At 73.1% G+C, this 18,515-nt stretch carries 21 protein-coding genes; 14 read left to right on the top strand and 7 right to left on the bottom strand.

Annotated features, from left to right (window positions below):
* Window position 1: 1 nt before the first annotated feature.
* Both HN031_RS02705 and HN031_RS02700 read right to left on the bottom strand, forming a co-directional pair.
* Complete coding sequence (locus HN031_RS02705; protein WP_367650634.1) at window positions 2-1,255, bottom strand: PTS transporter subunit EIIC; 1,254 nt, start codon at window positions 1,253-1,255, stop codon at window positions 2-4.
* Window positions 1,252-2,022 carry a GntR family transcriptional regulator gene (locus tag HN031_RS02700; protein WP_367650633.1) on the bottom strand — a complete coding sequence of 257 codons (771 nt, stop codon included), beginning with the start codon at window positions 2,020-2,022 and terminating at the stop codon, window positions 1,252-1,254. Before HN031_RS02700 ends, HN031_RS02705 begins: the two co-directional genes overlap by 4 nt.
* A 112-nt stretch (window positions 2,023-2,134) precedes the next feature.
* Here HN031_RS02700 and HN031_RS02695 point away from each other — a divergent pair, with 112 nt between their 5' ends.
* The 4 genes from HN031_RS02695 to HN031_RS02680 are packed head-to-tail and all read left to right on the top strand — an operon-like array spanning window position 2,135 to window position 4,637.
* A complete protein-coding gene (locus HN031_RS02695) occupies window positions 2,135-3,223 on the top strand; it encodes an SIS domain-containing protein (RefSeq protein WP_253943009.1) in 1,089 nt (362 codons plus the stop codon).
* A gap of 9 nt (window positions 3,224-3,232) precedes the next feature.
* A complete protein-coding gene (locus tag HN031_RS02690) occupies window positions 3,233-3,535 on the top strand; it encodes a PTS glucose/sucrose transporter subunit IIB (protein WP_301539420.1) in 303 nt (100 codons plus the stop codon).
* Window positions 3,532-4,002, top strand: a complete 471-nt coding sequence (locus tag HN031_RS02685; protein WP_367650632.1) for a PTS glucose transporter subunit IIA — start codon at window positions 3,532-3,534, stop codon at window positions 4,000-4,002. Before HN031_RS02690 ends, HN031_RS02685 begins: the two co-directional genes overlap by 4 nt.
* Window positions 3,999-4,637, top strand: a complete 639-nt coding sequence (locus HN031_RS02680; protein ID WP_172265999.1) for an HAD family phosphatase — start codon at window positions 3,999-4,001, stop codon at window positions 4,635-4,637. The genes HN031_RS02685 and HN031_RS02680 overlap by 4 nt, the downstream gene beginning before the upstream one ends.
* On the opposite strand, the gene HN031_RS02675 is transcribed toward HN031_RS02680, so the two are convergent.
* Window positions 4,630-5,490 (bottom strand): nucleoside-diphosphate sugar epimerase, encoded by an 861-nt coding sequence (locus HN031_RS02675; protein ID WP_172265996.1) that lies wholly within the window; start codon window positions 5,488-5,490, stop codon window positions 4,630-4,632. The genes HN031_RS02680 and HN031_RS02675 overlap by 8 nt on opposite strands.
* A gap of 90 nt (window positions 5,491-5,580) precedes the next feature.
* Here HN031_RS02675 and HN031_RS02670 point away from each other — a divergent pair, with 90 nt between their 5' ends.
* Entirely contained in the window at window positions 5,581-6,516 is a 936-nt protein-coding gene (locus HN031_RS02670; protein WP_172265993.1) for a DUF1353 domain-containing protein, read from the top strand.
* 27 nt (window positions 6,517-6,543) lie between these two features.
* On the opposite strand, the gene HN031_RS02665 is transcribed toward HN031_RS02670, so the two are convergent.
* Window positions 6,544-7,269, bottom strand: a complete 726-nt coding sequence (locus HN031_RS02665) for a hemolysin III family protein (protein WP_172265990.1) — start codon at window positions 7,267-7,269, stop codon at window positions 6,544-6,546.
* A 94-nt stretch (window positions 7,270-7,363) separates the two neighbouring features.
* Between HN031_RS02665 and HN031_RS02660 the strand changes: the two genes are divergently transcribed.
* The 5 genes from HN031_RS02660 to HN031_RS02640 all read left to right on the top strand — a co-directional run bounded on the left by HN031_RS02660 (window position 7,364) and on the right by HN031_RS02640 (window position 11,861).
* Window positions 7,364-8,143, top strand: coding sequence for an isoprenyl transferase (locus HN031_RS02660; RefSeq protein WP_172265987.1), 780 nt, complete (start codon window positions 7,364-7,366; stop codon window positions 8,141-8,143).
* 220 nt (window positions 8,144-8,363) lie between these two features.
* Window positions 8,364-9,710: a PhoH family protein gene (locus HN031_RS02655; RefSeq protein WP_172265984.1), complete on the top strand. Its 1,347-nt coding sequence runs from the start codon at window positions 8,364-8,366 to the stop codon at window positions 9,708-9,710.
* Window positions 9,711-10,013: 303 nt separating this feature from the next.
* Window positions 10,014-10,733: a lytic transglycosylase domain-containing protein gene (locus tag HN031_RS02650; RefSeq protein WP_172265981.1), complete on the top strand. Its 720-nt coding sequence runs from the start codon at window positions 10,014-10,016 to the stop codon at window positions 10,731-10,733.
* A gap of 86 nt (window positions 10,734-10,819) precedes the next feature.
* Complete coding sequence (locus HN031_RS02645) at window positions 10,820-11,587, top strand: GAF domain-containing protein (RefSeq protein WP_172265978.1); 768 nt, start codon at window positions 10,820-10,822, stop codon at window positions 11,585-11,587.
* Window positions 11,588-11,696: 109 nt separating this feature from the next.
* Entirely contained in the window at window positions 11,697-11,861 is a 165-nt protein-coding gene (locus tag HN031_RS02640) for a hypothetical protein (protein WP_172265975.1), read from the top strand.
* A gap of 36 nt (window positions 11,862-11,897) precedes the next feature.
* On the opposite strand, the gene HN031_RS02635 is transcribed toward HN031_RS02640, so the two are convergent.
* Window positions 11,898-12,503: a GNAT family N-acetyltransferase gene (locus tag HN031_RS02635; RefSeq protein WP_172265972.1), complete on the bottom strand. Its 606-nt coding sequence runs from the start codon at window positions 12,501-12,503 to the stop codon at window positions 11,898-11,900.
* A gap of 41 nt (window positions 12,504-12,544) precedes the next feature.
* Entirely contained in the window at window positions 12,545-13,927 is a 1,383-nt protein-coding gene (locus tag HN031_RS02630) for an aspartate ammonia-lyase (RefSeq protein WP_172265969.1), read from the bottom strand.
* Window positions 13,928-13,979: 52 nt separating this feature from the next.
* Here HN031_RS02630 and HN031_RS02625 point away from each other — a divergent pair, with 52 nt between their 5' ends.
* From HN031_RS02625 to HN031_RS02615, 3 genes are all read left to right on the top strand, one after another.
* On the top strand, window positions 13,980-14,351 hold the full coding sequence (locus HN031_RS02625) for a helix-turn-helix transcriptional regulator (protein WP_172265967.1): 372 nt from the start codon (window positions 13,980-13,982) through the stop codon (window positions 14,349-14,351).
* Window positions 14,348-14,872 carry an SRPBCC family protein gene (locus HN031_RS02620; protein ID WP_172265965.1) on the top strand — a complete coding sequence of 175 codons (525 nt, stop codon included), beginning with the start codon at window positions 14,348-14,350 and terminating at the stop codon, window positions 14,870-14,872. Before HN031_RS02625 ends, HN031_RS02620 begins: the two co-directional genes overlap by 4 nt.
* A gap of 109 nt (window positions 14,873-14,981) precedes the next feature.
* Window positions 14,982-16,877 carry a penicillin-binding transpeptidase domain-containing protein gene (locus HN031_RS02615; RefSeq protein WP_172265963.1) on the top strand — a complete coding sequence of 632 codons (1,896 nt, stop codon included), beginning with the start codon at window positions 14,982-14,984 and terminating at the stop codon, window positions 16,875-16,877.
* A gap of 12 nt (window positions 16,878-16,889) precedes the next feature.
* Here HN031_RS02615 and HN031_RS02610 read toward each other — a convergent pair whose 3' ends face one another.
* On the bottom strand, window positions 16,890-17,558 hold the full coding sequence (locus HN031_RS02610) for a hypothetical protein (protein ID WP_172265961.1): 669 nt from the start codon (window positions 17,556-17,558) through the stop codon (window positions 16,890-16,892).
* Between the two features lie 82 nt (window positions 17,559-17,640).
* Between HN031_RS02610 and HN031_RS02605 the strand changes: the two genes are divergently transcribed.
* Window positions 17,641-18,510, top strand: coding sequence for a MerR family transcriptional regulator (locus tag HN031_RS02605; RefSeq protein ID WP_172265959.1), 870 nt, complete (start codon window positions 17,641-17,643; stop codon window positions 18,508-18,510).
* Window positions 18,511-18,515 lie beyond the last annotated feature (5 nt).

The raw sequence follows: 18,515 nt of genomic DNA, 5'->3' as shown, positions 1-18,515 counted from the left end.
GTCAGGCCTTGTTGTCCTGCTCGAGCATCGAGGTGCCCGCCGCCGCGTCGTCGTCGTCCTCGCGACCCGGCGTGCGCAGGTTCCACCTGCGGATCACGAACCGGAAGAGGAAGTAGTAGACGGCGGCGTAGGCCAGGCCGATCGGGATGATGAGCAGCGGCTTGGTCGCGATGTTGTAGTTGAGGACGTAGTCGAACAGGCCCGCCGAGAAGCCGAAGCCGTCCTTGATGCCGAGCGCGTTGGTGAGCGCCATCGACGACCCCGTGAGGAAGGCGTGGATGACGTAGAGCGGGAACGCGACGAACATGAAGGCGAACTCGAGCGGCTCCGTGACCCCGGTGAGGAAGGCCGTCAGCGCGGCGGACAGCATGATGCCGCCGACGAGCTTCTTGTTCTGCGGCTTGGCCTCGTGCCAGATGGCGAGCGCCGCGGCCGGGAGCGCGAACATCATGATCGGGAAGAAGCCGGTCATGAACGCGCCGGCGGCGGGGTCGCCGGCCAGGAAGCGCGCGATGTCGCCGTTGACGGTCTCGCCGCCGCCGGGCGGGGTGTACTCGCCGAAGATGAACCACGGCGGGTTGTTGAGGATGTGGTGCAGGCCGAGCGGGATCAGGAGCCGGTTGAGGGTGCCGTAGACGAACCCGCCGAGCACCGCGTTCTCGGTGACCCGCTCGCCGAGGCCGGTGATGGCCCAGTCGAAGGCGGGGTAGGCGAAGCTCATCAGGACCGAGATCGCCACCGCGGCGAACGCCGTGATGATCGGGACGAAGCGCCGACCGCCGAAGAAGGCCAGGTAGGGCGGCAGCGAGATGCGGTGGTAGCGCTGCCAGAGGAAGGCGCTGACCAGGCCCATCACGATGCCGCCGAGGACGCCGTAGTCGATGAGCTCCTCGCCCTCGAGGACGTAGGGCGACATCGCGTCGCCGACCGCCTCGAAGACGAGGTAGCCGACGACGGCGGCGAGCGCCGTCGAGCCGTCCGACTTGCGGGCCATGCCGATGGCGATGCCGACCGCGAAGAGGAGCGGCAGGTTGGCGAACAGTGCGCCACCGGCCGCCCCGATGACCGCGGCGACGCTGTCCCACCCGAGGCCGTCGACCCCGAGCAGGTCGTTGGCGCCGAGGCGCAGCAGGAGCGCCGCGACGGGGAGCGCGGCGATGGGGAGCATGAGGCTGCGCCCGAACTTCTGCAGTGGCGCGAGGTTGAGCCTGCGCCGGGTGGTGGTGCCGCCCGAGGCGGCGTCCTGTGTGGTCACGAGGATCGATCCCTTCTGGTGGTGCTCGTTTTCCTGCTGGCGCCGTGGTCGGCGCCGAGGCTCATGTGGACCTGGTAGCGGTCCCCGCGATAGCGCGAGACGACGTGCTCGACCGGACGTCCCGCGGCGCTGGACACGCGGCGGAAGACCAGGAGCGGGGTGTGAACGGGCGCCTCGAGGCGGCGCGCGGTCGAGCCCTCGGCCGCCTCGCCCCACAGCGTCTGCTCGGCCGCGTCGATGACGAGGTCGTAGCGCTGGGAGAACAGGGTGTAGAGCGAGCCGGTGAGGTCCTCGGTGTCGAGGTCGGGCAGGAGCGAGCGGGGATACCAGCCCTGCTCGATCGCCATCGGCTGGCCGTCGGCGAGGCGGACCCGGTCGATCCGCCACGCGGTGCCCGTCGCGCCCAGCCGCAGGGTCGCTGCCACGTCGGACGGCGGGCGCTCCTCGTCCACGAGCATCAGCCGGGTCGACGGCGCCAGCCCGCGGCGGCGCATGTCGTCGGAGAACGACGCGAGGTGCAGACGGCTCTCCACACGGGGACGGGCGACGAAGGTGCCCTTGCCCTGGATCCGGTGGAGCAGGCCGCCCGCGACGAGGCTGTCGACGGCCTTGCGCACCGTGGCGCGCGAGACGTCGTACGTCGCCATGAGGTCGCGCTCGGACGGGATCGCGGTGTCCGGGCCGAGCTCGCGCGTGGCGAGGTCCGCCAGCACGTCGCTGAGCTGCGCGTGCTTGGGGCGGGGGCCCTGGTCGATCCTGCCGGCCACGTGACCTCCTCCTCCCAGTGGGCGCTCGACGTCTGGTCTGGCAATTGGTACGGTCTGGTACGTACCAGTCGCCGAGCATGGCTCTGCCGCCCCGACCTTGTCAAGGACACCCATGGAGACCACCGCGACCACCACTCCCACCGGCGAGACCGGCGGCCCCTCGACGCGCATGGCGTCGGAGATCGCCGAGCAGCCGGCTGCCGCCCGTCGTACGCTCGAGCACCTGCTGCCCGAGCAGCCCCGCCTGCGTGACCTCGCCGGCGACCGCCGCCGGGTGCTGCTGGTGGCGCGCGGGTCCAGCGACAACGCCGCGATCTACGGTCGCTACCTGTTGGAGGTGGCGGCCGGGGTGCCCGCCGCGCTGGCTGCTCCGAGCGTCGCCACCCACTACCGCGCCCGGCTCGACCTCTCCGACACCGTGGTGGTCTCGGTCTCGCAGTCCGGCTCCACCGCCGAGATCGTCGAGACGCAGCGGTGGGCCCGCGAGTGCGGCGCCGCGACGGTCAGCGTGACCAACGTGGCCGACTCCCCGCTGGCCGCGGCGGCCGACGTGGCGCTGGTGACCCAGGCCGGGCCCGAGGTCGCCGTGCCGGCCACGAAGACCTACCTCACCCAGATGGTGGCGCTCGCCGTCCTGGCCGACGCGCTGGCCGGCGAGGGCGCCGACGGCCTCGCCGCAGACCTCGACCGCGTGCCGGACGCCGTTGCCGGGCTCCTCGGCGCGGACGTGTCCGCCGCCTCGGAGGCGCTGGCCGGCTCCGAGCGCGTGGTCGTCTCCGGCCGCGGACTGCTGCTCGGCACCGCGCTGGAGACCGCGCTCAAGATGGAGGAGACGTGCCTGCGCCCGGTGCGCGGCTACTCCTACGCCGACCTGCGCCACGGCCCGATCTCGGTGGTCAGCGAGGGGCTGCTCGCGGTGCTCGTCGGCGCCGCCCACGGCCCGCTGGCCGAGCCGATGGCCGACCTGGTGCGCGACCTGCGGGGGCGCGGCGCGCGGGTCCTCGGCATCGGCGGCACGCCGTCGTTCGCGGACCTCTGCGACCTGCACCTGGCGGGTCCCGACCTGCCCGAGGCCGTGGAGCCCATCGCCTCGATCGTCCCCTCACAGCTGATGATCGAGCAGATGGCCCTGCGGATGGGGCTCGACCCCGACAACCCGCGCGGGCTCAACAAGGTCACCCAGACCGACGTCACCGGCTGACCCGCACCGCTGGTCGAGGAGGTTGCGCGAGCGGCCCACGAGACCAACAGTGGTCACCTCCCCACGAAAGGTTCACAGATGAGCAGCAAGGCAGAGCAGATCCTCGCCGGCCTCGGCGGCGCGGACAACGTCGTCGAGATCGAGGCGTGCATCACCCGCCTCCGCACCGAGGTCAAGGACGGGTCCCTGGTCGACCAGGCCGCCCTCAAGTCGGCCGGTGCCCACGGGGTCATGGCGAGCGGCACGGTCGTCCAGGTCGTCGTCGGGCCCGAGGCGGACAACCTCGCCGACGACATCGAGGACCTGATGTGAGCCAGTCGTCCGTGCAGGTCCTCTCACCCTGCCCCGGGAGGGTCATCGCGATGACCGACGTGCCCGACCCGGTCTTCGCCGAGGAGATGGTCGGCCCCGGCGTCGCCATCGAGCCCGACGCGGGCCGCACCACGGTGGTCGCACCGATCGCCGGCACGGTCGTCAAGGTCCTCCCGCACGCCTTCGTCGTGCTCGGCGACGGCGTGGGGGTGCTCGTCCACCTCGGCATCAACACCGTCCGCCTCGAGGGGGAGGGCTTCGAGGTCCTCGCCTCGCAGGGCGACGAGGTGTCCGCCGGGGACCCGATGATCACCTGGGACCCCTCGAGCCTGCCGGGGTCCGCGGCCGGCCTGGACGTCTCGCCGGTCGTCCCGGTCGTGCTCATGGACGCACCCAAGGGCTCGGTCACGAGCGACGCGGTCGGCGGACCCGTCGCCGCCGGCGACCTGCTCTTCACCACCGCATGACCCGGGTGTCGGCCCTGCTGCTCGACCTCGACGGCACGCTCGTCGACTCCGAGCCGCTGCACCGCCGGGGCTACGAGTCCTTCTTCGCGCACAAGGGGTGGGACGTCCCCGACCTGACGATCTTCACGGGCCGCCGAGCGGCCGACGTCTTCGCCACCGAGCCGGGGCCGTGGGCCGGCCTCGACCCCGAGGCCGTGCTCGCTGAGGTCCTGACGCACGTCCCGGACGAGGCGGCCGGCGCCGTGCCCGGGGCGCGCGAGCTGATCGAGGCGGCGCGCGCAGCCGGCGTGCCCGTCGCCATCGTGACGTCCGCCGGCCCGGCATGGGTCGAGCGCTCCCTCGTCGAGTCGCTGTCCCTCACGCTCGAGAGCGTCGACCTCGTCGTCACGGCGCGCGACGTGGCGGACGGCAAGCCGCACCCGGCGGGCTTCGCGCTGGCGTGCGAGCGGCTGGGCGCGGACCCAGCCGAGGCGCTCGCTGCCGAGGACTCGCCCGCGGGGGTCCGCGCGGCGGTCGCTGCGGGCGTACGACGCGTGCACGGCATCGCCACGACGCACGACCCGCGTGTGCTCACCGAGGCCGGTGCGGCGGAGGTGCACGACGACCTGCGGCCGCTGCTGCCCCTCGTCAGCTGAGGGTCGGCGGTCCGTCGAGGCCGGCCACGACGTCCTCGACGAACGTCGCGAGGCTCCGCGGCGGCCGGCCGGTGACCCGCTCCACCTCACCGGTGACCTCGGCGAACGCGCCCGCGCGGACCCGCTCGTAGGTCATCTCCGTCAGCTCGAGGTCGAAGCCGTCCATGCCGACGACGGCCTCGGCGACGGTCTGCCGGCGATGGGTGACCGGGCGGCCCGCGAGCGGCGACAGGAGCCCGGCGGTCTCCTCCAGGGTGAGCGCCTCCGGCCCGGTCAGCTCGAGGACGCTGCCGCGGTGGTCGCTGTCGAGCAGGGCCACCTCGGCGACCGCGGCGATGTCGCGCGCGTCGATCCAGGCCAGCCGACCGCCCCCGTCGGGGAACGGCAGCTCGGCGTCGCCGGTCACGGCGTCGCGGAAGAAGCGGGGATCCGTGAGGACCTGCATGAACCAGCTCGGCCGCAGGATGGTCCAGCTGCGGGGGCCGGAGCGCACGGCGTCCTCGCACCGCAGGCCCCAGCGGTCGAGCGCGGCGTAGTCCGCGGCGCGCTCCGAGAGCAGGACGACGTGGGCGTCCTCCGGCGCCTGGCCCAGCAGTCCGGCGATGAGCTCGGGGGCGTCGGGCCGGTCGGGCCGGACGACGAAGACGGCGTCCACGTCGCCGATGGCGCTGCCCCAGGTCGTCGGCTCGTCCCAGGAGATGGCGGTGGGCACGACGCCGGGGAGGTCGACGGTCGCCGGGTCCCTGCTCCCGCCGAGCACCTCGACACCCGGCCGCGCGACCAGCAGGCGGGCCAGCGGGTCGCCGGTCTTGGCCCGGGCTCCGGTCACGAGGATCCTGCGCTGCGGCTCCATGACGACCGAGGCTAGTCAGCCGGGCAAGACCGGACCGCTCGCACCCGTCGAGGCCTGCCGGGTGTCGGTCCGCGCCGCCAGACTGTCGCCATGCGATCTCGGGAGCGCGACGGACGGGTGGGCGCGGGCGTGGCCCAGGAGCCGCGCCGGTTCTACGACGGGGGCACCCTGCCGTCCGAGGACGGGCCCGGTGAGCCGCCGGATCCGGGGTCGGACCCCCGCATCGTGCTGGAGCGGCACGCCGAGGAGGACGTCGAGCTGTTCGAGCTCGAGCGGCGCATCGCCTACCGCGACCGCCACCTCGGCGAGCTGCTCGTGCCCGCCGACGCCCACTTCCGCACCGACCTCACCTCGGTGCCGGCGCTGTTCACCTGGCTGGTGCCCAAGACCGGCGCGCACCTGCCGGCGGCCCTGCTCCACGACGCGCTGGTGGCCGGCCGCGACGACCCGACGTCGTACGTGTCCACCGAGGGGCACGTCGTCGACCGGGTCGCGGCCGACCGGGTCTTCCGCGACGCGATGGCCGACACCGGCACCGGGGTGATCCGGCGCTGGATCGTCTGGACGGCCGTCACCGTGGCGACGGTCTTCGTGGGACGGGCCGTGCCGTGGTCGCGGGCCAAGCACTGGTCCTACCGGGTGGCGGCCGGCACCACGATCGCGACGGTCATCTACCTCGGCTACAGCGCGACCGGCGACCTCGTCGACCGGTCGTGGCCCGGGGCGGTGGACGTGCCGTGGATGGGGGAGCGCACCTGGTGGGTGGAGGCGCTCGGCGGGCTGTCCGGCGCCATCGTGCTCCCGCTCGCCCTCAGCCTGCTGTGGGGGCGGCTGCGGATGGCCGGTGCGATCGCGGGCGTCATGCTCGCGGTCCTGCTCCACGTCACCCTCGGCCTCGCGGCCATCGGCGCGACCTACCTCGCGCTCGAGCGGCTGGCCCGGCGCTCACCCGTCCTCGGCTGGACCCTCGCCGCCACCGTGGTCGTCGCCGCCATCACCACCTTCGGCCTGGTGACGTTGAGCTGAGGAAGCGCCCGAGCGGAGCGAGGGCCATCAACGCAGCGAGTACGTCGCGAGCGAGACCCCGACGTAGTGCGCGGCGAAGGCCAGCACCGTGAAGGAGTGGAACACCTCGTGGAACCCGAACCACCGGGGCGAGGGGTTGGGCCGCTTGAGGCCGTAGACCAGGCCGCCGACCGTGTAGAGGATGCCACCCGCCGCGACGAGCACGAGCGACGCGATGGCGATGTCCGAGCTGAACTTGTCGGCCCCCTGCATGAACTGGGGAATGAAGAAGACCGCCGCCCAGCCGAGCGCGATGTACATCGGCGTGTAGAGCCAACGAGGCGCGTCGGTCCAGAACACCCGGAAGAGCACCCCACCGATGGCCGCGGCCCAGACGGTGACGAGCAGCGTCGTGCGGGCGGAGCCGTGCAGGAAGAGCAGGGCGTACGGCGTGTAGGTGCCGGCGATGAGCACGAAGATGTTGGCGTGGTCGAAGCGGCGCAGGAACGCCCACGTGCGCGGCGACCAGGTGCCGCGGTGGTAGATCGCCGACACGGTGAAGACGAGGAGCGCGGACAGCGCGAAGGCCGCCGAGCCGATGCGGGTGGAGGCGGTGGGGGAGAGGGCCACGAGGACGATGCCGGCGGCGAGCGCGAGCGGTGCGGTGGCGGCGTGCAGCCAGCCCCGGAGCTTCGGCTTCACCTCGGCCATCTTGTCGGACACGACCTCGCCGGCACGCTCGACGGCGTGCTCGACGCGCTCGCGCTGCGTCATGAGGTCGTCTCCATGACTAGAAAGTACCCAAACCGGCACAAGGCACGCTGGTCTTCCCGCGAGGACTCGGTCACATCGCGGTTATCCTCGGACCGTGGTCAACGTGAAGGACGCCGTACGACGGGTGCTCTACCCGGCCTACGAGTCCCGGGTGGTGAAGTTCCTGCCCCACGACCAGATCCCGAAGCACGTGGGGGTCATGCTCGACGGCAACCGTCGGTGGGCGAAGGCCGTGGGCCTCAACACCGCCGAGGGCTACCAGGCCGGCGCCGACAACATCCGTCCGCTCCTCGGCTGGTGCGAGGAGGTGGGGGTCGAGGTCGTGACGCTGTGGCTGCTCTCGAGCGACAACCTCACCAATCGGCCGGCCGAGCAGATGACCGGCCTGCTGAAGATCATCGAGGGCGCCGTCGAGTCGCTGGCCGAGGCTGGGCGCTGGCGGATCCATCCCGTAGGAGCGCTCGACCTGCTGCCCACCGAGACCGCCGAGCGCCTCAAGGCGGCCGAGGAGGCGACCCGGCACATCGACGGGATCCTGGTCAACGTGGCCGTCGGCTACGGCGGGCGGCGCGAGATCGCCGACGCGGTCCGCGCCCTGCTCGCCGACCACGCCTCGCGCGGCACCTCGCTGGAGGAGCTGGCCGACATCATCGACGTCGAGCACATCGCCGACCACCTCTACACCAAGGGCCAGCCCGACCCCGACCTGGTGATCCGCACGTCGGGGGAGCAGCGCCTCGGCGGCTTCCTGCTGTGGCAGTCGGCCAACTCGGAGTTCTACTTCTGCGAGGCCCTCTGGCCCGACTTCAGGCGGGTCGACTTCCTCCGGGCGATTCGTGCGTACGCCGCCCGCGAGCGCCGCTTCGGCGGCTGAGCCGGCCCCCCGGCAGACGTCATCTCCTCGTCACCTCGCGTTCGGGCGTGTCGCCCCGGATCGGGTGGGCGCCGGGCGTACTTTCGCGACATCGGCAGGTGGGGAAGCCTGCTGAACCGGGAGGCAGTCCTTGAGCACTCAGATGGGAGCTCTCCGGTCCGTTGAATGACATCGGGCCGGGCGAGGAGTGCGCGCGCCGACCCGCAGCAAGGGGTTAGTCGTGGCCAGCAAGACCTCATCGCCCAGCTCCACCCGCCCGTCCACCGCATTCTCCGAGGGCCGCAGGACCTACGTCCTCGACACCAGCGTCCTGCTCGCCGATCCCGGTGCGCTCACCCGCTTCGCCGAGCACGAGGTCGTGCTGCCGGTCGTCGTCATCACCGAGCTGGAGGGGAAGCGGCACCACCCCGAGCTCGGCTACTTCGCCCGCTCCGCCCTGCGGGCCCTCGACGACCTCCGAGTCGTGCACGGCCGCCTCGACAAGCCGGTGGGGATCGGCTCCGAGGGAGGCACCCTGCGTGTCGAGCTCAACCACACCGACCCGCAGGCGCTGCCGTCCGGCTTCCGGCTCGGCGACAACGACACGCGGATCCTCGCCGTGGCGCGCAACCTCGCCGACGAGGGCCACGAGGTGACCCTGGTCTCGAAGGACCTGCCGCTGCGGATCAAGGCCTCCGCGGTCGGCCTCGACGCGCAGGAGTACCGCGCCGAGGCGATCAGCGACTCCGGCTACACCGGCATGACCGAGCTCGAGGTGCCCGCCGCCGACCTCGACGAGCTCTACGAGGACGGCGTCATCGACCTCGCCGAGGCCCGCGACCTGCCCTGCCACAACGGCCTGGTCCTGCTCTCGGATCGCGGCACGGCCCTCGGCCGGGTCGGTGCGGACAAGCGCGTGCACCTCGTGCGCGGCGACCGCGACGCGTTCGGCGTCCACGGCCGGTCCGCCGAGCAACGCGTCGCCCTCGAGATGCTGCTCGACCCGGAGGTCGGCATCGTGTCCCTCGGCGGACGCGCCGGCACGGGCAAGTCGGCGATGGCGCTCTGCGCCGGGCTCGAGGCCGTGCTGGAGCGCCGCCAGCACAAGAAGGTCGTCGTCTTCCGCCCGCTCTTCGCCGTCGGCGGCCAGGAGCTGGGCTACCTGCCGGGGTCGGAGAGCGAGAAGATGTCGCCCTGGGCGCAGGCCGTCTTCGACACCCTCGGGGCGCTCACGGGCAAGGACGTGATCGACGAGGTGATGGACCGCGGCATGCTCGAGGTGCTCCCGCTGACCCACATCCGGGGCCGGTCGCTGCACGACGCGTTCGTGATCGTCGACGAGGCGCAGTCGCTGGAGCGCAACGTGCTCCTGACGGTGCTGTCCCGCATCGGCGCCAACTCCAAGGTCGTGCTGACCCACGACGTCGCCCAGCGCGACAACCTGCGGGTCGGCCGGCACGACGGCATCGTCGCCGTCGTGGAGAAGCTCAAGGGCCACCCGCTGTTCGCGCACGTCACGCTGACCCGCTCGGAGCGCTCACCGATCGCGGCGCTGGTGACCGAGATGCTGGAGGACGTCACGCTCTGAGGCCGTCCTGACGGATCGCGCGACCCCGTGTGTCGCAGGTGACAGCACGCCGCCTGCGACACACGGGGTCTGTGCGTCCGCTGGGACGGATGTGACGCAAGGGGCACGATGAATTGTGCAGTTCGGTTTGCACGGTCACCAGCGCTCCTGCATGGTGGCTCGTGACCGTTCCGTGACATCGGTCGCCGGCAGGGCCTGGAGCACCCCCGCACCGCCCGTCCTGCTGCGCGAGTCGGCCCGGTCGCCGCACGTCAGAGCGTGAGCGACGTGCACACCCCTGCCCTCGACCCCCCGTGAGCCCCTGTGTCGAAGCCTGACAAGTACGTCCCGAAGCACCGCGCCCCCGGCAAGCACAAGGCCACGCGCGCGCCTGGTCGCGCCCTTCGCACCGGGGTGGCGCTGACCGGCCTCGCCGCCGTCGCGACGGGCGTGAGCGTCGCCGGCGGCGTGCTGGCCGGCGACACCGGCACGCTGGCGCCGGCCGCCGCCGACGTGGCCACCGAATCCAGCGCGACGTCCACCGCCACGCCGCAGACCGCTCCGACGGACGCCGCGGCCGGTGCGGCCGAGGCCCAGGCGCCGTCCTCGTCCGACGCCGCGGCGGCCCTCGAGCAGCGCTCGCAGCGCGGCACCGCCTCCCGCTCGGCCCGCCGGACGGACGCCACGAAGGCCACCGCGCTGGAGATGTCGGCCGGGTCGGCCGTGACCCGGTCGCAGAGGCTGTCCGCGGGCGACCCGCGCGACATCGCCCGGGCGCTGCTGCCGGCCTACGGCTTCTCGGCCGACCAGTTCTCCTGCCTCGACCAGCTCTACGTCAGCGAGTCCGACTGGCGCGTCGACGCGGACAACCCCACCTCGTCGGCGTACGGCATCCCGCAGGCGCTGACCCAGCTGCACGAGCTCCCCGCCGACTACATGACCTCCGCCGAGTCGCAGATCCGCTGGGGCCTGGAGTACATCCAGGACACCTACGGCACCCCCTGCAGCGCGTGGAGCTTCAAGCAGGCCAACAACTGGTACTGAGCCGCCTCCCGGCCCGGCTCCCAGCGTCCGTGGCGAGGCGTACCGTCTCGTCCTGACCCGCACGAGCCTGCCCGAGGACGCCCCCCATGCCCGAGCCCGACGCGCCTCGCGACGCGCTGTGGCTCGGTGTCGCGCTCGCCTGCGTCGTGTCCTCGCCGGCCGCCGCCTACGCCGCCCAGAAGTCCGACGGGTGGACCGAGGCGCTGCTCTTCGCGCTCCAGCTCGTCGTGACCGGCATGGCGTTCCTCATCCCGCAGGGACTCGCCATCGCGGCCAAGCGCCGTGAGCGCTCCTCCGAGCAGCGCGAGCTCGACGCACGCACCGACACCCGGGCCACGATCAACGACGCCCTCGACCCGGTGCTCCGCATCCTCGGCGAGATCTCGGCCGAGCGGAGCAAGCCCGCGCGCGAGCAGCTCATCGCCCAGGCGATCCCGTTCGTGCTCACCGCCGCCTCCAACCTCATCGGGTCGGAGCGCTCGCGCGCCTGCTGGTTCGAGCTCACCGACGGCGACCCGCCCAGCCTCGTCCCCCGCCTCGCGGCGGGTCGCTCCGGGTCGCCCACCACCACCTTCACGCCCGGTGACCCCGCCGGTGAGGCGGCGATCGCGATGGTGCTGCGGGGGGAGAACCTCCTGTGCCCCGACATCGACACGGACCCGCCACCCGGCTGGGACACCACCAAGCCGCGCGACTACAAGACCTTCATCTCGATCTCGGTCGCGACCGCCGACACCGCCTACGGGATGCTCACCCTCGACGCGCTCGAGGCAGGCGCGCTGACCAACGACGACCTGCACATGCTGGGGCTCATGGCGTCGGCGCTGGCCGCCGCACTCGCCCAGCGGACCTGACCGCTGAGCGCGTGCGGCGGACGTGTCGGAGCCGTTGTCTAGTGTGTCGCTGGAACCGTGTGGCACAGTGGAAGCAGGCTCACGGAGGTCCGTCGAAGGAGGACGCGTCATGGCGCAGAAGCTGGTCAAGCCCCGTCGCGACGACCGCATCTCCCGTGCCCTGGCCGACCCCAAGACCTACTTCGCGCAGGCCCGCGAGCGGGCGCGCAGGGAGGTCGTCGCCGAGATGGCCCAGGAGCGCGGCCGGCCCACCGACCGCCGCCGCCTCGCCTGAGCAGCCGGTTCTCGCGCCGGTTCCCGCGCCCGGTCCTCAGGGACGGGCCGGCACCTCGATCGACATCACGCAGTTCTTGAGCCCCTTGGGCCGCACGTAGGTGAAGCCGAGCCGCTCGTAGAGGCGCCGGGTGCCGTTGTAGAGGAACGACGAGGACATCTTCTTGGTCTGCTCGGTGAGGTCGTGGGGGTAGGACTCGACCACGCCGCCACCCCTGGCCGCGATGTGGTCGAGGGCGCCGCGGATCGCGAGCTCGGTGACGCCGCGCCGGCGGTGGCGCCGGTCGACGAAGACGCAGGTGATGCGGTAGTCGGGGTCGCCGGTCTTCTCCGCGTCGTACTGCTTGAGGTGGTGCAGCGTGGGCAGCTCGGCGGGCGTGCCGTACTCCGCCCAGGCGACCGCCTCGTCGCCGTCCATCACCAGTGCCGCGTGGGCCGCGCCGGCCTCGACGTAGCGCCGCTTGAGGGCGCGGTTGGCCTCCGCGCCCTGGCCGCGCTCCTCGCTGTCGGGATGGAACCAGATGCACCAGCAGCCGCCGAAGATCCCGTTGTGGCGCAGCACGAGGTCGTCGAACGCCGGCCAGGTCTCGGCCGTCAGCTCCGCGATCGTGTACGCCCCCTGGTCCGCCCCGTCGTCAGCCATGCCGCCACGCTAGACCCGGAAGCGGACGATCGGGATCCGGTTCAGTCGCCCGTCATCGAGTCCACGTCGAGCGCCGCGTCGAGCTGCTCCTCGGTGAGGTCGCCCCGCTCGACGTAGCCCATCGCGATGACCGTCTCGCGGATCGTCGCGCCCTCGGCCAGCGCCCGCTTGGCGATCTTCGCCGCCTCCTCGTAGCCGACGTGGGCGTTGAGCGGCGTGACGACCGACGGCGAGGACTCGGCGTAGCGCCGCATCCGCTCCGCGTCGGCGGTGATGCCGTCGACGCAGCGCTCGGCGAGCAGCACGGTCGAGGTGGACAGCACGTGGATCGACTCCAGCAAGGCGTGGGCCATCACGGGCATCATCACGTTGAGCTCGAAGCTCCCCGAGGCGCCCGCCCACGCGACCGTCGCGTCGTTGCCGACGACCCGGGCGCAGACCATGAGCGTCGCCTCGGGCAGCACCGGGTTCACCTTGCCCGGCATGATGCTGGAGCCCGGCTGCAGGTCGGGGAGGTGGATCTCGGCCAGGCCGGTGGTGGGGCCGGACGACATCCAGCGCAGGTCGTTGCAGATCTTGGTGAGGCCGACCGCGACGGTGCGCAGCACCCCGGACAGCTCGACGAGGGAGTCGCGGGTGCCCTGGGCCTCGAAGTGGTCGCGGGTCTCGGTGAAGGGCTGGCCGGTGCGCTCGGCGAGCGCAGTGATGGCGCGCTCGGCGAACTCGGCCGGGGTGTTGATGCCGGTGCCGACCGCGGTGCCGCCGAGCGGCAGCTCGCGGACGCGGGGGAGCACCGCCTCGAGCCGCTCGACGCCGAGCCGCAGCGTGGCGGCGTACGCCCCCATCTCCTGGCCGAGCGTCACGGGGGTGGCGTCCATCAGGTGGGTCCGCCCGGCCTTGACGTGGTCTGCGAACTCGACGGCCTTGGCCTCGAACGACGTCGCGAGCCGGTCGAGGGCCGGGACGAGGTCGTCGACCACGGCGAGCGTCGCGGCGACGTGGATGCTGGTCGGGAAGGTGTCGTTGCTGCTCTGCGACGCGTTGACGTGGTCGTTGGGGTGCACCTCGACACCGGCGCGGGCCGCGAGCGTGGCGATCACCTCGTTGGCGTTCATGTTGGAGCTGGTGCCGGAACCCGTCTGGAAGACGTCGAGCGGGAACTCGCCGTCGTGGTCGCCGGCGACGATCGCGTCGGCAGCGGCGACGACGGCGCGCGCCTGCTCGTCGCTGATCACGCCCAGGGCGGCGTTGGCCGTCGCGGCCGCCGCCTTGACGTGCGCCAATGCCTGGACGTGGCGGGGCTGGAGCGTGAGGCCGCTGATCGGGAAGTTCTCGACCGCGCGCTGCGTCTGCGCCCGCCAGAGTGCGTCGCGAGGCACCTCGACCTCGCCCATGGAGTCGTGCTCGATGCGTGTCTCGCTCATGGGTCGACGGTATCCCTTGACACATTGGTAACCAACACGTTACCAATATCGCATGGATCCGTTCGCCGCTCTCGCCGACCCGGTGCGGCGAGGCCTGGTCGCCCGGCTGGCCCGCGGACCGGCCCGCGTGGTCGACCTCGCCGCCGACCACGACGTGAGCCGTCCCGCCGTCAGCCGGCACCTGCGCCTGCTGGCCGACGCGGGGCTGGTGAGCGCCGAGGACCGGGGCCGCGAGCGGCACTACCGGTTCGAGGCGGCCGGGCTGGGCGTGGTCCGCGACTGGCTGGACGGCCTCGAGCCGGACGCCCCCTCGTCGGACGTGAGGTTCGCCGAGTCCGTCCTCGACGGCCTCGACCTCGAGGTCCGGCGCACCACGCGCGAGCGCGCCGCCGACCGACCCGACCACGCTGAGGAGACAGCATGAGCACCGGCACCACCGCACCCCACCCCACCGGACGCCGCGAGGAGCGCGACGGCGAGACGTTCCTCGTCTTCGAGCGGACCTTCCGGGCACCGATCGACGACGTGTGGGCGGCCGTGACCGAGTCCGACCGGCTCGCCCGCTGGATCGGGGTGTGGGCGGGCGACCCCGCCGCGGGGTCGGTCGCCTTCCGGATGACGGCGGAGGGCGACGACGTCCCCGAGGAGACCATCTGGGTCGACGAGTGCGTGCCGCCGCGCCGCCTGGTCATGCGCTCGGCGCAGCCCGACGACGCCGCTCGGCTGTGGGTCTGGCAGGTGGACCTCGCCGAGGCCGACGGTGTCACCACCCTCACCTTCGCCCAGGGCGTCACCGACACGGTGCTCGCCGAGAGCGTGGGGCCCGGCTGGGACTACTACCTCGACCGCCTCGTGGCGGCCGAGACGGGCGCCGACCTCACGGCCATCGACTTCGACGACTACTACCCGGCCTTCCAGGCGCACTACCGCGCGGCGCTCGCCTGAGCGCATCGCGCTGCTCGCGACCGCCTCACGACTCCCCGCCGCACGACTCCCCGCCGGTCGTCGGCGTTTGCGGGCTCGGCCTCGCCCGGCGAGGTGGAAGCATGACGCCATGCGATCACTGCGTCTCGGGGTCGGTGCCGGACTGGCCGCCGTGCTCGTCGGGGTCGGCTCCGCCTGCTCGGCGCTCGGCGGCGACGACACCGACCCGGCCGGCGACCTCGCCGACGACCTCGCGGCCGCCCTGTCGGACCACTCGCTCGGCGACGTCCCGCTGACGGACGAGGCCGACCGGGCGGCGTACGCCGAGCTGGTCGCGCCCCTCGACGAGGTGCCCGTCGAGGTCGAGGTCGTCCGCGTCGAGGAGCCGGAGGACGACGCGACCTCGGCGACCGCGACCCTGGGGTGGCGGTGGCAGGTCACGGAGGACGCGACCTGGGACTACGAGTCGAGCGTCGCCCTGGTCGAGGCCGACCCGGGATGGCGGGTCGACTGGACGCCGGAGGCGCTGGCACCGGACCTCGCCGAGGGCGACACCCTCGGCCTGCGGACGGTCACCGCGCAGCGCGGTGACATCACCGGAGCGGACGGTGCCGTGCTGGTGGCCGAGCGGCCGGTCCTGCGCTACGGCCTCGACAAGACCAAGGTCGAGGGGCCGCAGGTCGCCCGCAGCGCCCGGCGCATCGCCCGGGTCCTCGACGTGGACGAGGCGGCGTACGTCGAGCGCGCGGAGGCGATGGGCGCCGAGGCCTTCGTCGAGGCGATCGTGCTGCGCGAGGACGACGCCCTCGACGTGCTGCCCGCCTTCCGCGAGATCCCGGGCGCGCTCGCGGTGCGCGACACACTGCCGCTCGCGCCGACCCGGGAGTTCGCCGCCGCGCTGCTCGGACGCGTCGGCCCCGCCACCGCCGAGCTCGTCGAGGAGTCCGGGGGCAGCATCGCGGCCGGCGACGAGGTGGGGCTGTCCGGGCTGCAGCTGCGCTACGACGAGCAGCTGCGCGGCAGCTCCGGCACGGCCGTCGTCGCGCGCGACGCCGAGGACGAGCTGCGCACGCTCTTCGAGGTCCCCGCGACCGACGGCACGGACCTCGCCACGACGCTCGACCCCGACCTGCAGCAGCGCGCCGAGGCGGCGCTCGCCACGCTGGGCGAGTCCGCCCCGGCCGCCGCGCTGGTGGCCGTCCGGCCCTCCGACGGTGCCGTGCTCGCCACCGCCAACGGCGTCGGGACGGCCGGTGCCGACCTCGCCTCCACGGGCCAGTACGCGCCCGGCTCGACCTTCAAGGTCGTCTCCTCGCTGGCCCTGGTGCGCAGCGGGCTGTCCGTCGACGACGTCGTGTCGTGCCCCGCCACGACCGTGGTGGACGGCCGCTCCTTCAAGAACTACGACGACTACCCGGCGTCGGCGCTCGGCGACATCCCGTTCGTCCAGGCGATCGCCCAGTCGTGCAACACGGCGCTCATCGGCAACGCCGACCGGCTCGCCCCCGGCGACCTCGCCGCCGCGGCGCAGGCGCTCGGGCTCGGCACCGACCACGACCTCGGCTTCCCGGTCTACTTCGGGCAGGTGCCACCGCCCGAGACCGAGACCGGGGCCGCCGCCGACATGATCGGCCAGGGCACCGTGCTGGCCAGCCCGTTCGCGATGGCCACGGTCGCGGCGTCGGTCTCCGCCGGTCGGGCGGTGCTGCCGGTGCTCCTCCCGGACCACCAGGTGCAGCAGACGCCCCCCGAGGTGCCGCTGACACCGGTGGAGGCCGGCACCCTCCGCGGCCTGATGCGGGCCGTGGTGACCACGGGGTCGGGGCGGTTCCTGCTCGACGTGCCGGGTGAGGTCGGCGCCAAGACCGGCACGGCCGAGTACGGCCAGCCCGATGCGTCCGGGAGCCTCCCGACGCATGCCTGGATGATCGCCACCCGCGGCGACCTCGCCGTGGCGGTCTTCGTCGAGACCGGCGTCTCCGGCTCGCAGACCGCCGGCCCGGTACTGGAGGCGTTCCTGCGCTGAGGGTTCCCGCGGTCAGCGGCGGGCGAGGTAGAGGAAGTACTCCTCCGGCCGGTCCTGCAGCAGCACGTCGTGGGCCTGCTCCTCGGCCTCGCCGAACACCTCGCGCAGCGCGGTGAGCAGGCCGGGTGCGGCGCTGCCCGACCACACGACGAGGACGCCGCCGGGGCTGAGCACGTCGTGGCACCGGCGGAGGAACGGGGCCTCGTAGACCGCCTCGTTGGCCTCGTGGACGAGGTAGCCGGGGCCGTTGTCGACGTCGAGCAGCACGAGGTCGTACGTCGACCGCGCCTCCGCGATGGCCATCGCGATGTCGGCGTTGACCACGGTGGCGCGCGTGTCGGCGAGCACCGCCGGTCCGTGCGGGACGGTGCCGTCGCGCATCCAGCGGATGAGCGGCTCCTCGATCTCCACGACGACGGCGCGCTCGACGCGCGGGTCGGCCAGGACCCGCTGCAGGGTGAACCCGAGGCCGAGCCCGCCGATGAGGACGGCAGCCGGCTCCTCGACCAGGTCGAGGGCCTGCGCGGCGAGCTCGATCTCGCTGGTCGTCTCCAGCGTGTCCATGACGAACACCCCGTTGACCCGCAGCTCCACCACGTCCGCCGCCGTGTCCGACGTACGCCGCCGCAGCACGACCTCCCCGCGCTCGGACTCCGCCCGTGCGATCTCCACGCTGTCCACGGCCCCATCCTGCCGGGTGCCCGGCCCGAAAACTGTGCAGAAGTAGTGCGCCGGACGGTCCGGGCGTTGTTACGTTGGAACCGTGTACACCGTCGGGCGGGCCGCAGAGCTCACCGGCGTGCCCAGCGGGACCCTCCGCAAGTGGGAGCAGCGCTACGGCGTGGTCGTCCCGCAGCGCTCCTCGGGCAACTACCGGCTCTACGACGACGAGGCCGTGCGCCGGCTCAGCGTGATGCGCAGCCTGGTGGACGCCGGCTGGTCGGCGCAGGAGGCGGCGCGGCACGTCGCGACGGACGTGGCGGCCGCGGAGGCGGTGCTCCCGCGCCCGGCCGAGCCGCCGTTCGAGGAGCGCCACCACACGCTCGTGCAGTGCGCGCAGGACTTCGACGTGCCCGGGCTCGAGCGGCTCCTGTCGGACGGCTTCGCCGACGCCGACCTCGTCTCGGTGGTCGACGACTGGCTGCTGCCGTCGATGGTGCACCTCGGCAGGGCATGGCAGCGCGGTGAGGTGACCGTTGCCGGCGAGCACTTCGTCACCGCGTCGGTGCACCGCCGGCTCGCCCAGGCCTTCCAGTCGATCCCGTCGGCGCCGACCGGCGGTCCGCGCGTCGTCGTCGGCCTCGCCCGCGGCTCCCGCCACGAGGTCGGCATCCTGTCCTTCGCCCTGGTCCTGCGGTCCCGCGGCGTCGCGGTGACCTACCTCGGCGGCGACCTCCCGCTCGAGGCGTGGGTGAGCGCCGTACGACTCGTCGCACCCGCCGCGGTCGTCCTCGCCGCACCGACGCTCGAGGACCTGCCCGCCGTCCGGGAGGTCGTCGAGGCGGTGCGGCCGATGGCCGCGGTGCTCCTCGGCGGCGCGCACCAGGCAGAGGTCGACGGGGCCGAGCGGCTGGGCCACCTCGCCGGCGCCGCCGCCGCCTCCCTCGCCACGCGTCTGGGTGCCGTGAGCTAGCCCCT

The sequence above is a fragment of the Nocardioides sp. zg-1308 genome (assembly GCF_013155375.1).
Taxonomy (GTDB): Bacteria; Actinomycetota; Actinomycetes; order Propionibacteriales; family Nocardioidaceae; genus Nocardioides; species Nocardioides renjunii.
Note: the sequence above shows the minus strand (reverse complement) of the source record. Positions and strands in the feature narration are given on the sequence as shown.

Coding starts and splice junctions, on each gene's coding strand:
- HN031_RS02680 (WP_172265999.1), top strand. CDS start 3,999: ATGACCCGGGTGTCGGCCCTGCTGCTCGACCTCGACGGCACGCTCGTC.
- HN031_RS02645 (WP_172265978.1), top strand. CDS start 10,820: ATGCCCGAGCCCGACGCGCCTCGCGACGCGCTGTGGCTCGGTGTCGCG.
- HN031_RS02625 (WP_172265967.1), top strand. CDS start 13,980: ATGGATCCGTTCGCCGCTCTCGCCGACCCGGTGCGGCGAGGCCTGGTC.
- HN031_RS02675 (WP_172265996.1), bottom strand. CDS start 5,490: ATGGAGCCGCAGCGCAGGATCCTCGTGACCGGAGCCCGGGCCAAGACC.
- HN031_RS02630 (WP_172265969.1), bottom strand. CDS start 13,927: ATGAGCGAGACACGCATCGAGCACGACTCCATGGGCGAGGTCGAGGTG.
- HN031_RS02615 (WP_172265963.1), top strand. CDS start 14,982: ATGCGATCACTGCGTCTCGGGGTCGGTGCCGGACTGGCCGCCGTGCTC.
- HN031_RS02665 (WP_172265990.1), bottom strand. CDS start 7,269: ATGACGCAGCGCGAGCGCGTCGAGCACGCCGTCGAGCGTGCCGGCGAG.
- HN031_RS02620 (WP_172265965.1), top strand. CDS start 14,348: ATGAGCACCGGCACCACCGCACCCCACCCCACCGGACGCCGCGAGGAG.
- HN031_RS02635 (WP_172265972.1), bottom strand. CDS start 12,503: ATGGCTGACGACGGGGCGGACCAGGGGGCGTACACGATCGCGGAGCTG.
- HN031_RS02695 (WP_253943009.1), top strand. CDS start 2,135: ATGGAGACCACCGCGACCACCACTCCCACCGGCGAGACCGGCGGCCCC.
- HN031_RS02640 (WP_172265975.1), top strand. CDS start 11,697: ATGGCGCAGAAGCTGGTCAAGCCCCGTCGCGACGACCGCATCTCCCGT.
- HN031_RS02670 (WP_172265993.1), top strand. CDS start 5,581: ATGCGATCTCGGGAGCGCGACGGACGGGTGGGCGCGGGCGTGGCCCAG.